Source organism: Ruegeria sp. AK11, assembly GCF_056541095.1.
On the sequence record NZ_JBQFXU010000001.1, the window covers coordinates 1,221,239 to 1,240,036 of the forward strand.

Sequence of the window (18,798 nt, forward strand, 5' to 3'; positions counted from 1 at the left end):
GCCCTAGGCAACCGTGACGTCGTGACTGTAGATCCATTCATAGCGTTGGGACAACCGGGCACCAACGACTCTCAGCACACATTGCGCAGCCAATCGGGCTGGGCCGCGCAGATGAAAGTTCCGCGCATTTGATCCGGCCGCCGCGACAACGCGCTGCGCCCTTGGTTTGCGGGTCGTTTCATAGGTTGCCAACGCGCTGGTGATACCCGATCGTTCGTCAAACGCGCGCGTCAGCACCCAGGCGTCCTCGAGCGCCAGACATGCACCCTGTGCCATAAATGGCAATGTTGGATGGGCCGCGTCCCCTAGCAGAACCAACCGACCATTCTGCCAGTTTTGGGCGACAGGCCGAAGAAACAATGCCCACAGATGCACATCCGTGACTTTCGACAGAATGTCGCGCGCGGGGCCACCGAAATCGGCAAATCGCTTACGCAACTCGTCAGGATCGCCCGTCTGACGCCATCCTTCTTCCCGCCAGTCCGAACGCTCCTCGACCGCGACAATGTTCATCAGGCTTTCGTCACGCAACGGATAGGTTACCACATGCCGCCCAGGCCCCATGGTCAGGGACGCCGAAACCGGGTCGCGACCGGGCTGCCAGGGGATGGTGGCGCGCCACGCTACCTGATGCGTGAACTCCGGCGCCTCTGCCCCGTTCAGAGCCGGGCGGAGCACGCTGCGGCCGCCATCGGCCGCAATGGCGCATTCTGCGCGAATTCGCTCGCCTGACGCCAAGACCACCTCTGCCTCGTTGGGGTGCTTTTGCACATGCGAAACTTTGGCACCCAACCGGAGATCCACGCCTGCGTCACAGGCCGCATCATGAAGAAGGTTCAGAAGGTCGGCACGGTGGTAGTAGTAGGTCGGACCAGCTGCGGGGCCTGGCAGCCGACTGACCACGCGCCCTTTTCGGTAATCGCGCAAGACCGTTCCATGGGACTTCTGCCCGACGGAAAGACCCGTGACACCAAGGGCATGAAGAACGCGCATCCCGTTCTCACTGATCTGCAAACCAGCACCGACTTCGGTCAGGGCCGGGGCTTGCTCCAGAAGCGTGACATGCGCCCCACGGTGTTGCAGCGCCAGTGCCGAGGCCAGCCCGCCGATTCCGCCGCCGATTACACAGAATTTCAATCCATCTATCTTCATGGCATCCGCATAACGCAAAAACGCCGGAGCCACAGGCCCCGGCGTTTGGATTTCTTACACATACCCGGCGATTAATCGTCGCGGTGGACCTTTTCGCGACGCTCATGGCGCTCTTGTGCTTCAAGTGTCATGGTTGCAATCGGTCGTGCGTCCAGACGCTTCAGCGAGATCGGATCGCCCGTCATTTCGCAATACCCGTATTCGCCATCATCAATCCGGCGCAGGGCCGAGTCGATCTTTGCGACCAGTTTTCGCTGACGATCACGGGTCCGCAGTTCCAGCGCACGGTCAGTTTCTTCACTGGCGCGATCCGCGACGTCCGGAATGTTACGGGTGTTGTCTTGCAGCCCTTCGATGGTGTCGCGGCTACCAGCCAGTAACTCTGTCTTCCAATCCAGCAGCTTGCGACGAAAATACTCAAGCTGACGATCATTCATGAAAGGCTCATCTTCGGCCGGACGGTAATCTTCCGGCAGAAAAACTTCCTGCTTCATATTTGCTCCCTCGGTTTGGCCAGTGACGTCGTTCGCGGCTGTTTCAGCTGACATTTGGCTCTCCCTTCTGCGCAGCGTTTAGCCGACGGGCGGTGGAATGTCACTACACAAACGTTGCACGACAGTGCACCCCCGCGGATTTGTCTAACTATGAGACAAACATCAACAAAACCTTGTATTTCTATGAAATTTGACAGGCTTTTTTGGGGCGAGAGGCACGGCGCCCGGGATTGGTCTTTACCGGAATCAAGCAAAAGGGCTTGGAGTTGCAGCACAATTCCCGCCGGGCGACGCAGGGACGCGGGTTGTAAAAAACCTTGCCGCTCTGTAACCCGGAAACCACAACCTGCCCGTCCAACACAATATACGTACGAGAGGCCCATGACCGCACGTTTCCAAGGTACAGCCGAATATGTCGCCACCGACGATCTGACTATTGCCGTGAACGCCGCTGTCACGCTGGAACGCCCCCTGCTGGTGAAGGGCGAGCCCGGTACCGGCAAGACCGAATTGGCAAGGCAAGTGGCCGGGGCGCTGGGGCTGAAAATGATCGAGTGGAATGTGAAATCCACCACCCGCGCGCAGCAGGGTCTTTATGAATATGATGCCGTCAGCCGCCTGCGTGACAGCCAACTGGGCGAAGAGCGTGTCCATGACGTGTCGAACTATATCCGCAAGGGAAAGCTGTGGCAGGCCTTCGACGCCGAAAAAAAGGTTGTTCTGCTGATCGACGAAATCGACAAGGCGGATATCGAGTTCCCCAACGACCTGTTGCAGGAGCTCGATAAGATGGAGTTCCACGTCTATGAAACGGGCGAGACAGTCCGGGCCAAGCACCGCCCCATCGTCATCATAACTTCGAACAACGAAAAAGAGCTGCCCGACGCCTTCCTGCGCCGCTGTTTTTTCCACTATATCCGCTTTCCGGACGAGGCGACGATGCGCCGGATCGTTGATGTGCATCACCCCGGCATCAAGGACGCACTTCTGACCGCCGCGCTGACGCAATTCTATGAAATCCGCGAGACGCAAGGGCTCAAGAAAAAGCCCTCGACCTCAGAGGTGCTGGACTGGCTGAAGCTGTTGCTGGCCGAAGACCTGACGGCGGAAGACCTCAGGCGTGACGGGGCCAGCGCGCTGCCGAAGCTGCATGGCGCTTTGCTGAAAAATGAACAGGATGTGCATTTGTTCGAACGTCTTGCATTCATGGCACGTGGCAAACGCTAGCCTGCGTGTGAACAATCTGTGATCACGGCTTGCCATTGGGTATCCCGGGTGTCAGCATCGAAATACCTGACGCAACCGCGTTGCAAAGAAGCAGTATTGGGGTCATCACTTGGCGAACGCTCTGACAATCCGGACCCTGCGGGCCGAGGACAAAGATCAGTGGGCCGAAATGTGGCGGGATTATCTGGCGTTTTATGAAACCACCCTGCCTGAAAACGTGTATGAAACAACCTTTTCCAGATTGGTCGGCGACGACCCGCAGGATTTTTCCTGTTTTGTCGCGGAACAGGATGGTGTTTTGGTCGGACTGACGCATTACCTGTTTCATCGCCACGCCTGGAAAGTGGAAAAGGTCTGTTATCTGCAAGACCTGTTCGCCCGACCTGAAACCCGAGGAACGGGCGTCGGTCGCGCCTTGATTCAGGCGGTTTATGAAGAGGCGGATCGCCAGGGCGCCCCATCCGTTTACTGGCTGACGCAAGAGTTCAACCACACGGCGCGCCACCTTTATGATCGCATCGGCTCCTTGACACCGTTCATCAAGTACGCCCGCCCATGATGCGTTTGGGCGCCCTTTTTCTGGCGCTGGTTATCGCTGGCTGCACGTCTGTCGAGACAATCGAACTCGGGAACGATGTCCCATATGTCGAAGTGGCGTTGCCGCCGGCCAAGTCTTTTGCGGCACCCCGCCCTTCGCCACCGGCACGGTCCAATACGAACATCGCGTCGGATTTCCTGTCCCTGCATTTCGAACTGGAAAGCGGGGCCGCCCTGCCCGTTTTCACCCGGTTCGAAACGCCGATCACCGTTCGCCTGACCGGATCGCCGACACAAAGTATGCAGCAGGATCTGACCCGCCTGCTGAACCGCCTGAAGCGCGAGGCAGGCATCAACATCCGACAAATCAAAGACGGTCAGGCCAATATCACGATCGAAGCGGTCAGCCAGAAGGACATTCTGCAAATTCTGCCAAACGCGGCCTGTTTCGTGGTGCCAAACGCGTCCAGCCTGGCTGAGTATCAGCGCGACCGCCGCAAACCCAAAAGCAGTTGGGTTGAGCTGCGCCAGCGTGAAAGATTGGGGATTTTCATCCCCTACGATGTAAGCCCGCAGGAAATGCGCGATTGTCTTCACGAAGAACTGGCACAGTCCCTTGGTCCTCTGAACGACCTCTATCATCTGCCGGATTCGGTGTTCAACGACGACAATATTCATACGGTCTTGACCGGGTTCGACATGCTGATCCTGCGCGCGGCTTATGCGCCTGAACTGCACACCGGCATGACCCGCGATCAGGTCGCTGCCGTCATCCCCGGAATTCTCAGCCGTCTGAACCCACGCGGCGACCGACTAGCTGCGCAACCCCCCACAAATACCCCCCGAGAGTGGATCAACGCGATCCAGAAATCACTTGGACCGGGGCCGGGTTCCCCCCGACAGATGCGCGCCGCGCAAAAGGCAGCCCGCATCGGGCAGCAACTGGGATGGACAGACCACCGCCGCGCCTATCCCCACTACCTGATGGGCCGGATGGAGCAGTTTCGTGACCCGGCAGAAGCCCAGCGGCAGTTCAAGATCGCGCAACAATTTCTTCGCGCGACGCCCGGAACCGAGGTTCATCAGGCTTATGTCTTAACCCAGACCGCAGCCTTTGCGCTTGCGCAGGATCGCGGGCCCGAGGTCCTGCCCGAACTGGATCAGGCCATCGACGTGATGACCCGCGCGGAAAACGCTTCGCTGCTGGCAACGTTGCTGCTGTTGAAATCCGAGGCCTTGAAACAGGCCGGTCAATTGCAGCAGGCACGTGCCGTCAGGCTGGACAGCCTTGGATGGGCGCGATACGGGTTCGGTTCGGATTTGGTGGCTCAATCTCTGGCTCAAAACAGTAGCCGACGCCCCGCTGACAGCACGAAAGACGGATGAAACGCATATGTTGCTAGTACTGGGAATGGCGATACTGGGTGCAATCCTGGGTGCTTTGACCGCAAAAAAACGCAATGGAAACGGCGCCGACATGGCGCAGTATGCCGCCGGATATGGGATCGCTTTTGCGCTTGTGGGTCTGGTGATCTCGCTGGTTCTGCTTCGCATGGTGGCGTGACGCGATGTTCCTGCCCTTTTTCGAAAACCTCCGCAAAGCGGGCATCCCGGTATCGCTCCGGGAGTATCTGACTTTTCTGGAAGGCATGAAAAAGGGTCTTGTCACCTATGATGTCGAAGCGTTCTACTACCTTGCCCGCGTGTCGATGGTGAAAGACGAGCGCAATATCGACAAGTTCGACCGCGCCTTTGCCGCCAGCTTTGAGGGCTCGGGCGAGATCAGTTTCGATCAGGTGTTGGAAGCTGTCGATATCCCAGCCGATTGGCTCGCCAAGATGGCCGAGAAACACCTGTCGGACGAGGAGAAGGCAGAGATCGAAGCGCTCGGCGGTTTCGACAAGCTGATGGAAACGTTGCGCGAGCGCCTCAAGGAACAACAAGGCCGTCACCAGGGCGGTAACAAATGGATTGGTACCGCAGGAACCTCTCCGTTCGGGGCTTATGGGTACAACCCTGAAGGCGTCCGTATCGGACAGAAAGAAAGCCGCCATCAGCGTGCCGTCAAGGTCTGGGACAAGCGGGAATTCAGGAACCTCGACGACACGGTTGAACTGGGCACCCGCAACATCAAGGTCGCCTTGAAACGCCTGCGCCGCTGGGCGCGGGAGGGAGCAGCTGAAGAGCTGGATCTGGACGGCACCATCCGTGCCACGGCCGAGCATGGCTATCTGGATGTCAAAACCCGGCCCGAGCGCCACAACGCGGTGAAGGTACTGTTGTTTCTGGACGTCGGCGGCTCGATGGACCCTCATATCAAAGTGGTTGAAGAGTTGTTTTCCGCTGCAAGAACCGAGTTCAAGCATCTGGAATATTACTACTTTCACAATTGCCTGTATGAAGGGGTCTGGCGCGACAATCGCCGCCGCTGGAACCAACAGACCCCGACCCACGAAGTGCTGCGCACCTATGGATCCGACTACAAGTGCATCTTTGTCGGCGACGCCTCGATGAGCCCCTATGAAATCGCCTATCCCGGCGGTGCCAATGAACATTGGAACCAGGAAGCCGGGCAAGTCTGGCTGCAACGCGCGCGCGAACAGTGGGCGTCAAACCTGTGGATCAACCCGGTGCCCGAGAAATACTGGGAATATACCCATTCCATCAGCATGATCCGCGACATCTTTGAAGATCGCATGGTGCCCATGACGCTGGCTGGTCTGGAACAGGGAATGCGCGAGCTGACGCGCTGACACACCCCATCAGATACTCCTGCTGATTAATACCTTGACCTCAAGCAGGGTTGAGCTTTCACAGTAACCCGGTTGCCGTTTGAAAACCTGAGGAGCTTACTGTGCATCTGCTGACAATCCTGGATCACCCAAAGCCGAACTCCTTTACGGCCGCCGCTGTCGCGAAACTCTGCGAAGGCGCAAAGGCGGCTGGCCATACTACCGAGATTGCGGATTTGCATGCAGAAGGGTTCGATCCACGCTGGTCAATGGCGGACATAGAAGGCGAAGCAGGCACTGGCGCACCGCAAGACATACTTGCGGAACAAACACGGATTGCGCGCGCCGATGCAATCTGCCTGGCCTTTCCGTTGTTCTGGTGGGGAATGCCTTCGATGATGAAAGGCTGGGTCGACCGCGTGTGGATGTGGGGCTGGGCCTACGATCAGTTGGACGATCCGGAAAAGTCCCTCCAGAGGTCCCGAACTGGGTTATTGTTGGTGCCAGCCGGTGCGCGTTCTGACGAAATGGAAGCCAAAGGATATACCGACGCGCTTGAGACACTCTGGACGAATGGCACGTTTGGGTATTTCGGGTTTTCACCCCGGAAACTCGAGCTGTTGCATGGTGCGACCGGGTCAGCCCTGCGTCGACAGGCGCTTTTGGAACGTTGCTATGAAATTGGACTTACGCTTCCGCAACCTGAAAGCGATCCATGAACACGGTTACATCGACAGCCTCACTTCGAAATGAAACAGAACAGAGAAAAGCTGTTATTTTCCATTTGCTCTTGGGGTGTTGAAAACCCATATCTAACCCATGCTTCGCCTGACCCCTATCCTGCTGGCCATTGCCTATGGAATTGTGATGTACCGGATTTCCGTCTGGCGCACCCATCGGGAACTGGACGCAAAGTCGACCGAGCTTGTTGACCCGGCCCTCAAGCGCATGACCGACCGGTTGGCTGCCGCGCTCGAGATCGAGCGGGTCCCGGTTTATATCTACGAGATCGACCCGGTGAACGGGTTGGCCGCACCGGACGGGCGGATATTCATCACGCGGGGATTTTATCGCAAATTCCGCAACGGCGAGGTTTCGGCTGAGGAAATGGCCAGTGTAATCGCGCATGAGTTGGGCCATGTGGCACTAGGTCACGCGCGGCGGCGGATGATCGATTTTTCAGGGCAGAATGCGATGCGCACGGCGCTGATCATGGTCCTGAACCGGTTCATCCCTTTTGTCGGAGCGATGATTGCCAACGCGTTGACCGCACTGATCGCCTCGCGCCTGTCGCGGGGGGATGAGTATGAAGCGGATGAATATGCGGCCGCCTTGCTGACAAAAGCCGGTATCGGAATCGGTCCGCAGAAATCACTGTTTCATAAGCTGGAAGAGTTGACACAGCAACGCGCCGGGGTGGTCCCGGCATGGCTGATGAGCCATCCCAAGACAGATGAACGTGTTGCGGCGCTGGAAAAGCTTGAACAGCGTTGGGCACAGCAGTGAAGCCTGTGCTGCGAGAGGCCAGCCTCTCGCGCTCTCCGGGATATTTTTGGCCAGATGAAGCTGGATCTCGCTCAGGTGGCGAGTGCCTTGCCCAATCGCGGAAGCCGGGCTTTTTTCATGAGCGCGCGAAGGGTCCATTTTTCGGCTGAGAGGCGATTGGCCTCTGTCAGGACCTGAGTGGCAAGTGTGCTCATGCCTTCTGGATTGGATTGCCAAAAGCCGTACAGCAGGCTGTCGGGATCTTGCCGGTCAAGCCCTTCATCAGTCAGGATATTTCTGGGAAAATCCTTGGCATTAACCGTGACAATCAGATCAGCGGAAGCAGCTATTGCTGTGGCCAGCACGTGGACATCTGCGGCGTCCGGCAGCCACAGGCGGTTTTGAAGACCCTCGTTCGCTGGACGTTCGGCATCCGGCCAAGCCGCTTGCACCAACGCGATCTCGGCGCGCGCCTGCGCCTCACCTGTCGGGCCCAGCTTGCGGGCGGCGCGGGCCCATTCTTCGAGGATGCGGGCGGACCAGAGCGGGGTGAAATGCCCCAATCGCGCGGCACCCAACAGCATCTCGCGCATGACCGTGGGATAGAGGACGCAAGTGTCGAGAACAGCCTTCATAGGCGATAGAACACCGCTTTGAGGTAGCCGCTTTCCGCCAGTTGCGGCAGTTGCGGGTGATCCGGCCCGGCAAATCCGGTGTGGATCAGTTGCGCCTGTCGACCCGCCCGGCCGATCCCGCGGGAGGAGGCGTCGCGGAACCGCCCCAGATCGGCGGCATGAGAACACGAGCACAGCCCCAGATAGCCGCCGGGTTTGACCAGAGGTGCGGCAAGCCGTGCGATACGCTCATAAGCGCGCAACCCCGCGTCCAGCGCTTGTTTTGAGGGGGCAAAGGCAGGTGGGTCACAGATAACCACGTCAAACGCCGCACCCTCGTCCCCCAATTGGGTCAGAACATCGAACGCGTCGCCCTGCCGTGTCTGGAACCTGTCGGCAAGGCCCGATGCCGCAGCGCCTTTGGTGGCCAGTTCCAGCGCGGCAGCAGACCCATCGACGGACAGGGCTTGTCCGGCACCTGCGGCCAGCATTGCCAGACCAAAGCCGCCGACATGGCTGAACACGTCCAACACCTGCGCTCCGGGATGTACCAGCCGTGCGGCAAAGGCATGGTTGGGGCGTTGATCGTAAAACAGGCCGGTTTTCTGACCTCCGGTCAGGTCGGCCATATACGTGGCACCATTCATCGGCACAGGCAGGGGTGCGTCGGGTGCGGTGCCGTGCAAAGTCTGGTTCTCATCGTCCAGCCCTTCCAGCCCGCGCGTACGGCCCGAGGCGTTTTTCAGCACCGTCGTCACGCCTGCGACCTTGACTAGCGTTTCGGTGAGCGTATCCAGATGCACCTCGGCCCAGGCCGCGTTGGGCTGAATGACACAGCTATCGTCAAACCTGTCGATGATCACACCGGGAAAGCCATCGGCCTCGGCATGGACCAGACGGTAGAAAGGCGCATCAAACAAGCGTTCACGCAGTGCAAGGGCGCGGCTAAGGCGGGTTTCGAACCAAGTATTGTCCAATTGTGCGGTGGTATCACGATCCAGCACCCTGCACATGATTTTTGAGTCAGGGTTGACCGCCACCAGCGCAAGCACCGCGCGGTTGTCATCCTCGAGAATCGCCAGTGCGCCCGCGGGGATCTTGCGCGTGCGGCGGTCTGTGACAATGTCATTTGCATAGACCCAGGGGAAGCCATGGCGCAGCCCGCGCGCGTTGGCTTTGGGTTTCAGGCGGATACGGGGGCGGTCGGCAGTTTGGGTCATGGCGCCCTCTTAGTCGCGAATGTGCCGATGGAAAAGCCCTAGCGGTTCCGAGAGCGCCAGCCGCCACGCCGTTTCGGGGTTTGGGCCCCCTGAAGGCCCTCGGACAGAACCTGAGTCATGGGATGATCCGGGCTGTGCAGCGCGTATGCCGCGTGCAATTCGGTCAGCGCCGTGTTCTGGTCACGCTCTTCGGGCAAGCTGAGCGCCCAGTCCAGAAATATGCTGCGGCATTCCGGCAGGGTGATGCCTTCGATGCGATAGGCTTCCTGGATCAGACCTTTGTGGTCATTGGGATCAGTGCTGCGTGCCATTTTCGCCCTCTTGGATCACGCTGCCGATCAGGTCGGCCGCGGTTGTGTAACTCTTCTGCAATGCCCGTTGCAGTGCATCGACCTGTTCAAACCCGGTGGCGCGGCACAGGAAATCCACACCTCCTTCACCGATCTGTTCCGCCTCGATGACCTTGCCCGAAAGAAGCCGGGCCGCACATTGCACCGACCAGCATAGGCTGTAGCAGTCTTTCAGGGATTGCGCCTGCGCGACATCCAGCAATCCGGCAGCGACGGCACCATCGAGGCCCGAGGATACGTCGCGTGCCGTAGTCCCTGCCAGCAAGGCACCGGTTTCGGCCATCAGTTCGATATCCATCAGGCGGCCGGGCCCGTTTTTGGCATCCCAGATCCCGGCGGGTGCCTTGGCTGCGGCCAGACGCGTTCGCATCTCGGCGACTTCGCGCAAAACCTTGTCCCGCTCGCGTGGGCGCGACAGAAACCCGACGCGAAACGCTTCGATATCATTTGCCAAACCGGCATCACCCGCAACGACATGAGCACGGGTCAGGGCCAGATGTTCCCACACCCAGGCCTCATTCTGCTGATAATTGGTAAAGCTGGCCCAACTGGTGGCAACCGGCCCCTGATTGCCGGACGGGCGCAGGCGCATGTCGACCTCATACAACCGCCCCTGTGACATCGGTGCCGAAAGTGCCGTGATCAGCGCCTGCGTGAACCGCGCATAATAGGTGCGCGTGGCCAGAGGACGCGGACCATCGGACATGTCCTGATCCTGCGGGTCATAGATCACAATCATGTCCAGATCGGATTGCGAATTGATCCGTCCTGCGCCCAGCGACCCCATGCCCAACACCGCCGCTCCGCGCCCCGGGGCGGGTCCGTGTTTGCGGGCGAAATTCTCGGCAACATATGGCAGGATGGCGGCAATCACCGATTGTGCAAGTTCTGCATATTGCCGACCTGCCTGTGCCCCGTCGATCAGACCCCGCAAGTGGTGGACACCGACCCGGAAATGCCATTCCTTGCACCAGCGCCGTGCAAGGTCGAGCCGGGTTTCATAGTCAGGCTCTTCCGCCAGCGCACGGGCCAGTTCGATTTGCAATGCCTTCTGCCCCGGCCAATCGGCAAAGAAACTGCCGCCGATCACCGCGTCGAAAACCGAGGCATTGCGCGACAGATGCGAAGCCAGAGCATGAGATGTGCCAACGATATCGACCAGCAGGTCGATCAGTTGCGGATTGGCCTCGAACAAGGAAAACAGCTGAACCCCGGCGGGAAGGCCAGACAGAAACCCATCCAGCGCCATCAACGCCTCATCCGGTTTGGCGGTCTTGGCAAGACGCGACAGCAACTCGGGCCGCAACCGTTCGAATATCCGCGACCCGCGCTGGGACCTTAAGGCCGGATAGGTCGTCCACCGGGCCAGAACACTCTGGTCAAACTCCACATCCTGTGCCGCCACAGGTGCAGGACCGGGTCCAGGCGCAAAAAATCCTTCAGTCAGTTCGTGCACTTCGGTCAGGCGGTTTTTCAGGTCCTGTTTCAGTTCATCGCTGCCGATCCCTATCAAACAGGCGATGCGTTCAATGCCTTCCGGTGATTTCGGCACCTTATGCGTCTGTGCATCATGAACCATCTGAATGCGGTGTTCGACTTCGCGATGTGCCCGGTAATGATCGGTCAATTTATCCGCGACATCCTGCGGCACCCAGCCTTTTGACGCCAACGCCGCCAACCCCGGAACCGTTCCGCGCACCCGTAAATCCGGATCGCGACCACCTGCGATCAGCTGACGGGTCTGGGTGAAGAACTCGATCTCGCGAATACCGCCCTGCCCCAGCTTCATGTCGTGGCCGGGAATCGACAAGGCCCCGCCCGTACCTTTATTTTCGCGAATCCGAAGACGCATATCATGCGCGTCCTGAATGGCGGCAAAATCCAGATGGCGACGCCAGACAAAGGGGCGCAATGTGTCCAGAAACCGCTGCCCCGCAGCCAAGTCTCCGGCACAGGGACGGGCCTTGATATACGCCGCGCGCTCCCACGTGCGGCCGAGGCTTTCGTAGTACCGTTCAGCGGCCTCCATCGCCATGCAGACCGGTGTTACGGCAGGATCTGGCCTCAGCCTCAGATCGGTACGGAAAACATAGCCATCGGCAGTCTTGTCGCTGAGCGTCGCGCAGAAGTTCCGCGTTGCCCGCACCATGCCCTGCCGGGCCTCGTAGAAGTCATCGGGGTCAAACCGCGTCTCATCAAACAGCACAATCAGATCGATATCCGAGCTGTAGTTCAGCTCATGCGCGCCCATCTTGCCCATGGCCAGAATGACCATCCCGGCGGCAGTTTCGATATCGTCCTCGGTCATACCCGGCAGTTTGTTGCGCCGGATCAACGTCGCAATCTCGGCCTTGGCCGCAGTATCCGCGGCCAGTGCCCCGAAATCGGTCAGTGCCGCGGTGACTTTTTCAAGCGGCCAGGCACCTGCAATGTCGGCAAGCGCGGTCAACAGCGCCACCCGCCGCTTGGCCTGCCGCAAGCCGGATTTCAGCTGATCCGTCGGCAGCTTACGCGCATCCGCCATGACTTCAGACAGTGCCTGATCCGGGCGCAATAAGGCATCAGGCAGCCATTCCCTTTCACGCTCGATCAGGCCTTTCAGATATGGGCTGGACCCGGCGGTTCCCGCCACCAGCTCTCCCATCTCCTGCGACAGATCAGGTATCAGAGCGCGGGTTTCATCGCCCAGAGACGGATCAAACGCACGCGGAAGGCGGGTAATGGCAAGAGCGTCAGTCATGCGCGCACCCTGCGCATTGCGGCGCGTAATCGTCAATGGGGCATTCTGATCAGGTTACCTGAACCGGCGTATCCTGACTGAAGCTGTTGATCCAAACGTCGTTTCTTCTTTCCCACAAAGATGAAATCAGCATTGCCTCGCGCCGATCTGCGCCCGGGCGCAGGTAGTCGGCACGGTAGGACAACAAGACGATATCCGGGGTCAGAATGCGTAACCGGGCATCACTCAGATCAAACTCGGCCATCGTTGGCGCATCTGCAAATTGCCCGACGTGATCGTCCCGATTGGCAAACCCCGTGGGATAAACGCCCAGAAAATCCGCGCTCAGCAAGGCGCGGTCGGCGCTTGCATTGCCTTCAACCAGCGCCACCCAGACCTGTGTTTCCAGTTCAAGTATGTCCTTTAGTGCAGGGGCAGCTTTGTTGTCCGTCATATCCATACTCCGACCCTGTGGGCCAGTTCCTGAAACGTCAACCGGATTGCATAATGTAAATCTTTTTCACATTACCCCTTGCACCCATCCAAACGGTACCCCATCTATGCAATGTGAATAGAGTTTACATCAACCCTGGAGAGCTCAAATGACCGCACTGTCCGACCCCGCCGTCCCCGCGAATCCGGGATGGCTTTATCGAACCGAAGCCTGGCTGGATGACAAAGGCAAAGGGGCCTGGATCGCCGCCATGGTTCTTGGTTTCATCTTCTTCTGGCCCGTTGGCCTTGCCCTGCTGGCCTATATGATCTGGAGCAAACGCATGTTCAGCAAATCCTGCAACCGCCGCAAATCCTGGCACAGCCACATGAGTGCAATGAAGCCCTCGGGCAACAGCGCCTTTGACGCCTACAAAGCAGATACACTGGCCCGCCTGGAACGCGAACAACAGGATTTCGAAGCATTCCTGCGCCGCCTGCGTGACGCCAAGGACAAGGCCGAATTCGACCAATTCATGGATGAACGCGCCCGCGAGAACCATGACGAAGACGGCAAGGGCGAGCCCGCCTGATTGACCTTGCCCTGCCCCGGTGTTTCGGGACAGGGTGCCCCTACCCCAGTTTTTCGGACCTATCGAATGAACCATCTGCCCAACCCGGACACCCAACCCGATTTCTATCGTTCCGTGACAACCAAACGCTTTGTCGCCTGGCTGTTCGATATCGCCTTCATTTCGCTGCTTTGCACGGTGGCAATCCTCTTTACTGCGTTTCTGGGTCTGTTTTTCCTGGCCCTGATCTACGCCGTTGTCAGTTTCGTCTACCGGGTGGTGACCATCGCCAACGGCTCAGCCACGCTGGGAATGCGCTTTATGGGGATCGAGCTGCGTGACGCGTTCGGAGAACGAATGGACTTGGGCAAGGCGCTTGCCCACACTGCCGGCTATTTTGTCAGCATGGCCTTTCCCGTGGTCCAGATCATCTCGGTCATCATGATGATGACCAGCGCCCGTGGCCAGGGTCTGACCGACAGTTTTCTGGGCACCGTGATGATCAACCAACGGGCCTGACGCAAGGTTGCGTGAAACACTTGGCGGTCTCGGGAACGGTTGCTATCATCCCTCCCGAGGTTGGATGGGGATTTCATGCGACATACGCTGCCAATTGCGCCACAATTCTATGTCACGGCACCGCAGCCCTGCCCTTATCTTGGCGGCAGGATGGAACGTAAACTGTTCACCGCCCTGCAAGGCGAAGGGGCTGAACAGCTGAACAACTCCCTGTCTCAACAAGGATTTCGCCGGTCTCAGAATGTACTCTACCGTCCTTCGTGTACGGATTGCGCAGCCTGCCTGTCGGCCCGGATCGATGTTTCAGCCTTCAGGCCAACCAAAAGCCAGAAGCGCGCAGCAAGGCGGAATGGTTACCTGGAACGCCGCGCAACCTCGCCATGGGCCACGGATGAGCAATACGAGCTGTTCCGCCGTTATCTTGATACCCGTCACGCCGATGGCGGCATGGCTGACATGGATGTTTTCGAATTCGCCGCGATGATCGAGGAAACACCGATCCGCAGCCGCGTTGTGGAATATGCCGATCCTGAAACGGGCGAGTTGATCGCCGTCAGCCTGACCGATGTGCTCGATGACGGGCTAAGTATGGTCTATTCCTTCTACGACCCGGAACAGCCGCAGAACTCACTCGGCACCTACATGATCCTCGACCATATCGACATCGCACGTGAGGCGGGCCTGCCCTATATCTATCTGGGGTACTGGGTCCCCGGCAGCCCCAAGATGGGCTACAAAGCCAAGTTTTCAGGGCTCGAGGCCTATATTCAGGGGGGCTGGCAAAAAATCAGTGATCCGGATGCCTATACCGGCACATCGCATCACCCCTTGTCGGCGCCGCCAATCGCCGAACAGGTCGCCAATATCCAGCTCCCTGACCGGCACCCGACCAAAGGCTGACCGCGCGATGAAACAAAGCCTGCATGCCGTCACCCTTGTGGTGCCGGATTACGACGACGCCATCTTGTTTTATACAAAGACGCTCAGCTTCCAACTTATCAAGGACATAGACCTCGGCAATGGCAAGCGCTGGGTTCTGGTCGCGCCTCCCGGTTCGGATAGCGGCTGTCTTCTTCTGGCAAAGGCTGACGGACCCGAACAAACCGCCGCCATAGGCAACCAGACCGGCGGGCGCGTTGGGTTCTTCCTGCAAACCGATGACTTTTATCGTGACCACGCAGATATGCGCGCCGGGGATGTCCATTTCGAAGAAGACCCACGCCACGAACCCTATGGCATCGTCGCTGTCTGGCGTGATCCCTTCGGCAATCGCTGGGACCTGATCCAGTTCACCTGATCCGCATCTTCATCTGGCTATAAGTATCCCGGGGATGAATTGGCCGCAGGCCAAGAAGGGGCTGGCCCCTTGCCCGAAATAAACAGAAAAGGGGGCCAGCCGGCCCCCTTTGCAATATTCTCTTCCGGATCGGATCAGTTTGGCATCAGGTCCGGAACGATCGTGACAATCGTCGGGAAGAACCACAAGATCGCGATCCCCATCACCTGGATCAGAACAAACGGAACGATCCCGCGATAAATATGACCTGTTGTGACCTCTTTCGGCGCAACCCCTCGAAGGTAGAACAACGCAAACCCGAAAGGTGGCGTCAGGAACGACGTCTGAAGGTTCACCGCCACCATGATCGTGACCCATTTCGGATCGAACGAGCCGCCATAGATCACCGGGCCCACGATGGGGATCACGATGTAGATGATCTCGAGGAAATCCAGCACGAACCCCAGAATGAACAGCACCAGCATCACGATCAGGAAAACCGTGAACTCGTTGTCAAAGCTCTTCAGGAATTGCTGGATATAATGCTCCCCTCCGAATGAAATCACCACGAGGTTCAGCAACTGCGATCCGATCAGGATGGTGAACACCATCGAGGTCACTTTGGCTGTCTCACGCACCACCGGGGTCAAAACACCGCTGGAATAGAGCACCCAGCATCCGTACAGCAGCCCGAACAGGGCGTACAGATAGGCCGCATAAGCAATGATGAAGGCGATCCAGGTTTCCACCGTCACACTGCCTTGATTGATACGCAGGTCAAAGTTGACCCCCATCAGCAGTGCAATGACAACGGCGAAGGTCGACCAGATGACCACTTTGCCCGAACGGCCCTGATCCTGCAGCTTGCGATAGGCCGCCAGCATGATCGCGCCACCCGCGCCCAGCGCAGCCGCTGGTGTCGGATTGGTGACACCTCCCAGGATCGAGCCCAGCACCGCTATGATCAGAACAAGCGGCGGGAAGACCACGCGGATCAGATCGTTTGTGGCACAGCGGGCCGCAGCCTCTTTGCAACCATACATGGCCAGCGCGAACGGCAGGGCGAGCAGCACGAAAGTCACGCCAGAGGATGTGGTCGGCGATATCATCAGGATATCGACCAGTGCCATCAGCAACAGCCCGATCGCGCCAAGGATCAGCGGCTGCGGTGACCGCGACGGTGCGATACCACGGCCGAGAACCAGGGTCAGACCAAGCAGAACAAGGGTAACCGCCACTCCAGTGCCGATCGGCGCCGCGTCGGCAATCCTTTTTTGTTGTTCAGCAGCCAGTTCCTCTTCTGTCAGGCGATGCGCTTCGGTTGTGCCGCCAGCGGCATCAATGGCCTCCTGCTCGGCAACAGCCTGATCCCAGGCAACTTGCCCGTGCAGATCGATCATCGACGCCTTGCACTCTGCCGAAACGTTGGTCCTCAGCGACGCACCCTCGCCGATATCCGAGAAGGCCGAGACCGAGATATTCTGGCTTCCGATCACACCGACATTGCCCAAAAGGACCGCACCGACGATCAGGGCTACAGGCGCACCCAGCAACCATGTCAGGCCTTCTGACCGCGTAATGGGTTCCCCGGAACCACCGGACACAGCCACAGCGGGCGCTTTGTGTGGATTCAGCAATGCATAACCAAAGGCATAGAGCGCATAGAGCAGCGCCAGCATGATCCCTGGCAACAGCGCAGCCTGGAACAATGTCCCGACCGAGACAACCGCAGGCTCACCCAGATAGGTCAGCGCGTCGGTACAACCGGCTTCAACAGCCCGGGTTTCCTGCGCTGTCGAATACAGATCCCCCGCCAATGTGCCCAGCAGGACGATCACGATCGACGGTGGAATGATTTGCCCCAAGGTGCCCGATGCCGCGATCACACCGGTCGCCAGTTCCGGCGAATAGTTGTTGCGCAACATGGTTGGAAGCGCCAGCAGGCCCATCGTCACAACGGTCGCGCCAACGATACCGGTCGAAGCCGCCAGAAACGCCCCCACAACCACAATTGACACGGCCAGACCACCCGGAAGCGGGCCAAAAACACGTGCCATCGTCGTCAGCAGATCGTTGGCAATCTTTGAACGTTCCAGCGTGATGCCCATCAGGACGAACATGAGCACGGCCAGAAGGGTCTCGATGGATTGCCCGGCCAGCACGCGCTCGTTCATTCGGTTCACGATGAACGACACGTTGCGGTCCAGCGCGGTTTCCCAGCCCGAGGCAAAAACAGGTTCGGCGAGCCTTGGCAAATCCGGGTATCGGAACACGGATATGGTGTCCGGCTTGATCCCGGAGTTCACAAGGTCCCGATAACTTTGCGATCCGACGTCAATCGCCTGGTGGATCAGCAACCCCGCGCTGTCCAGCGCGGCGATGATGCCAAAGGATATTATCCCTGCCCCGCCGATGGCAAAAGCCACCGGAAAGCCGGAAAGAATGCCCCCGAAAAGGCAAAAGAATACGATAATGAGGCCTATCTCGACGCCATCAAGTCCGAATAGCATTGTCTTTGTCTCCGCCCTTAATGCGCGCCTTCATAGGCTTCTTCACCCTCACCAAGGCTGTCCTTGTCGAGGTATTTTCCAACGCTGTCCGGTCCTTCCACGTATTCCAGATACGACCGGTACAAAAACGCGATGGCGTGCAGGAACACCATGGCTGCAAACGCCACCAGCAGGATCTTGAACAGGAAGTAAGCATTGAACCCGTTGGGGCTGAACCCGATGGTTTCCACGTTCCAACGCAGGGCGCGGGATTTGGCAACCAGACGGTCCAACGCATCACTGGCGGAAGGGTTCGGCACGATCAAGTGACGCCACAGGAAGAACCAGCCGTACATCCAGGTCAGCACCGCCATTGGCATCATGAACAGCAACGCGCCGCACATATCGACCACACGCTTGGCGCGGTGGCTGATACCGGCATAGATCAGATCAACGCGCACATGCCCGCCCTGCACAAATGTGTAGGTACAGCACAGGCAGACGACCATGGCGTTATACAGTTTCAGCTCTTCCGCGAACCAGCTGATATCCATCTGGAACGGTATGCCCAGACCGAAGGACATATCAGGACGGGTAAAGACCCGTTGCATGAATACGATGACAATTTGCTGAATCACCATCAGCAGCCCCGCCCAGGCAAAGAACCGCCCGGTGGTGTTAGCAAAACCTTCAAGGCCGCGCACGATGGCCCACATGAAGTTCCGGTAATACAACCCGACGGCTGTCAGAACCAAAAAGAAGGTGAACACCACAAAGAAGAACTCGACCGAACCGCCGTAATACACAAAGCGCATGATCGACGCCTTGTCAGACCAGTCCAGCCAGAGCTGCGGATGCGTGATCGCATATCCGAAATTATAGAAGGCTTCGGCAATGTTCTGAATGAACCAGACCAGTCCATTCCACAGGGCGCCGAAGAACGAGATACCGTTTTCGTCCTGCATGTTGTCCCCAGGTCG

20 protein-coding genes are annotated in these 18,798 nt (G+C 58.5%); 11 read left to right on the forward strand and 9 right to left on the reverse strand.

The features are described from left to right. Positions 1–3: 3 nt before the first annotated feature. The gene (locus tag ACR0D9_RS06150; protein ID WP_480538058.1) at positions 4–1,152 is read right to left on the reverse strand and encodes an FAD-dependent monooxygenase; all 1,149 of its coding nucleotides are present in this window, start codon (positions 1,150–1,152) and stop codon (positions 4–6) included. Between the two features lie 71 nt (positions 1,153–1,223). Beyond that, positions 1,224–1,646, reverse strand: coding sequence for an RNA polymerase-binding protein DksA (dksA, locus tag ACR0D9_RS06155; protein WP_209504868.1), 423 nt, complete (start codon positions 1,644–1,646; stop codon positions 1,224–1,226). Between the two features lie 381 nt (positions 1,647–2,027). Between dksA and ACR0D9_RS06160 the strand changes: the two genes are divergently transcribed. From ACR0D9_RS06160 to ACR0D9_RS06190, 7 genes are all read left to right on the forward strand, one after another. Continuing rightward, positions 2,028–2,873, forward strand: coding sequence for an AAA family ATPase (locus tag ACR0D9_RS06160; RefSeq protein WP_480538060.1), 846 nt, complete (start codon positions 2,028–2,030; stop codon positions 2,871–2,873). A 109-nt stretch (positions 2,874–2,982) separates the two neighbouring features. Further along, the gene (locus ACR0D9_RS06165; protein ID WP_480538062.1) at positions 2,983–3,432 is read left to right on the forward strand and encodes an N-acetyltransferase family protein; all 450 of its coding nucleotides are present in this window, start codon (positions 2,983–2,985) and stop codon (positions 3,430–3,432) included. Next, on the forward strand, positions 3,429–4,796 hold the full coding sequence (locus tag ACR0D9_RS06170; protein ID WP_480538064.1) for a DUF2927 domain-containing protein: 1,368 nt from the start codon (positions 3,429–3,431) through the stop codon (positions 4,794–4,796). Before ACR0D9_RS06165 ends, ACR0D9_RS06170 begins: the two co-directional genes overlap by 4 nt. Positions 4,797–4,803: 7 nt before the next feature. Continuing rightward, complete coding sequence (locus ACR0D9_RS06175; RefSeq protein WP_209503658.1) at positions 4,804–4,974, forward strand: hypothetical protein; 171 nt, start codon at positions 4,804–4,806, stop codon at positions 4,972–4,974. Between the two features lie 4 nt (positions 4,975–4,978). Beyond that, positions 4,979–6,163: a vWA domain-containing protein gene (locus tag ACR0D9_RS06180; protein ID WP_480538066.1), complete on the forward strand. Its 1,185-nt coding sequence runs from the start codon at positions 4,979–4,981 to the stop codon at positions 6,161–6,163. A 101-nt stretch (positions 6,164–6,264) separates the two neighbouring features. Further along, complete coding sequence (locus ACR0D9_RS06185) at positions 6,265–6,861, forward strand: NAD(P)H-dependent oxidoreductase (protein ID WP_480485358.1); 597 nt, start codon at positions 6,265–6,267, stop codon at positions 6,859–6,861. A 100-nt stretch (positions 6,862–6,961) separates the two neighbouring features. Beyond that, positions 6,962–7,648, forward strand: coding sequence for a M48 family metallopeptidase (locus tag ACR0D9_RS06190; protein ID WP_480480500.1), 687 nt, complete (start codon positions 6,962–6,964; stop codon positions 7,646–7,648). A 71-nt stretch (positions 7,649–7,719) separates the two neighbouring features. Here the strand turns inward: ACR0D9_RS06190 and ACR0D9_RS06195 are convergent, their stop codons facing one another. From ACR0D9_RS06195 to ACR0D9_RS06215, 5 genes are read right to left on the reverse strand one after another with little or no spacing between them, the layout of a single operon-like run. After that, a complete protein-coding gene (locus ACR0D9_RS06195) occupies positions 7,720–8,262 on the reverse strand; it encodes an RSP_2648 family PIN domain-containing protein (RefSeq protein ID WP_480538068.1) in 543 nt (180 codons plus the stop codon). After that, complete coding sequence (locus tag ACR0D9_RS06200; RefSeq protein WP_480538070.1) at positions 8,259–9,461, reverse strand: RSP_2647 family RNA methyltransferase; 1,203 nt, start codon at positions 9,459–9,461, stop codon at positions 8,259–8,261. Before ACR0D9_RS06200 ends, ACR0D9_RS06195 begins: the two co-directional genes overlap by 4 nt. A 38-nt stretch (positions 9,462–9,499) precedes the next feature. Then, the gene (locus ACR0D9_RS06205; RefSeq protein WP_209503652.1) at positions 9,500–9,772 is read right to left on the reverse strand and encodes a hypothetical protein; all 273 of its coding nucleotides are present in this window, start codon (positions 9,770–9,772) and stop codon (positions 9,500–9,502) included. Beyond that, positions 9,756–12,551 carry a [protein-PII] uridylyltransferase family protein gene (locus ACR0D9_RS06210; protein ID WP_480538072.1) on the reverse strand — a complete coding sequence of 932 codons (2,796 nt, stop codon included), beginning with the start codon at positions 12,549–12,551 and terminating at the stop codon, positions 9,756–9,758. The genes ACR0D9_RS06205 and ACR0D9_RS06210 overlap by 17 nt, the downstream gene beginning before the upstream one ends. 49 nt (positions 12,552–12,600) lie before the next feature. Further along, on the reverse strand, positions 12,601–12,984 hold the full coding sequence (locus tag ACR0D9_RS06215; protein WP_480538074.1) for a DUF4440 domain-containing protein: 384 nt from the start codon (positions 12,982–12,984) through the stop codon (positions 12,601–12,603). Between the two features lie 148 nt (positions 12,985–13,132). On the opposite strand from ACR0D9_RS06215, the gene ACR0D9_RS06220 reads away from it, so the two are divergent. The 4 genes from ACR0D9_RS06220 (at position 13,133) to ACR0D9_RS06235 (ending at position 15,350) form a co-directional block, all read left to right on the forward strand. Further along, positions 13,133–13,555: a DUF2852 domain-containing protein gene (locus ACR0D9_RS06220; RefSeq protein ID WP_209503649.1), complete on the forward strand. Its 423-nt coding sequence runs from the start codon at positions 13,133–13,135 to the stop codon at positions 13,553–13,555. Positions 13,556–13,621: 66 nt separating this feature from the next. After that, on the forward strand, positions 13,622–14,053 hold the full coding sequence (locus ACR0D9_RS06225) for an RDD family protein (RefSeq protein ID WP_209596678.1): 432 nt from the start codon (positions 13,622–13,624) through the stop codon (positions 14,051–14,053). A gap of 75 nt (positions 14,054–14,128) precedes the next feature. After that, positions 14,129–14,953, forward strand: a complete 825-nt coding sequence (locus tag ACR0D9_RS06230; RefSeq protein ID WP_480480490.1) for an arginyltransferase — start codon at positions 14,129–14,131, stop codon at positions 14,951–14,953. 7 nt (positions 14,954–14,960) lie between these two features. Next, positions 14,961–15,350 (forward strand): VOC family protein, encoded by a 390-nt coding sequence (locus tag ACR0D9_RS06235; protein ID WP_480480488.1) that lies wholly within the window; start codon positions 14,961–14,963, stop codon positions 15,348–15,350. A 134-nt stretch (positions 15,351–15,484) separates the two neighbouring features. Here ACR0D9_RS06235 and ACR0D9_RS06240 read toward each other — a convergent pair whose 3' ends face one another. Then, positions 15,485–17,839, reverse strand: a complete 2,355-nt coding sequence (locus tag ACR0D9_RS06240; RefSeq protein ID WP_480480486.1) for a TRAP transporter large permease — start codon at positions 17,837–17,839, stop codon at positions 15,485–15,487. A gap of 17 nt (positions 17,840–17,856) precedes the next feature. Beyond that, complete coding sequence (locus ACR0D9_RS06245; RefSeq protein WP_267363848.1) at positions 17,857–18,783, reverse strand: TRAP transporter small permease subunit; 927 nt, start codon at positions 18,781–18,783, stop codon at positions 17,857–17,859. Positions 18,784–18,798: the final 15 nt, after the last annotated feature.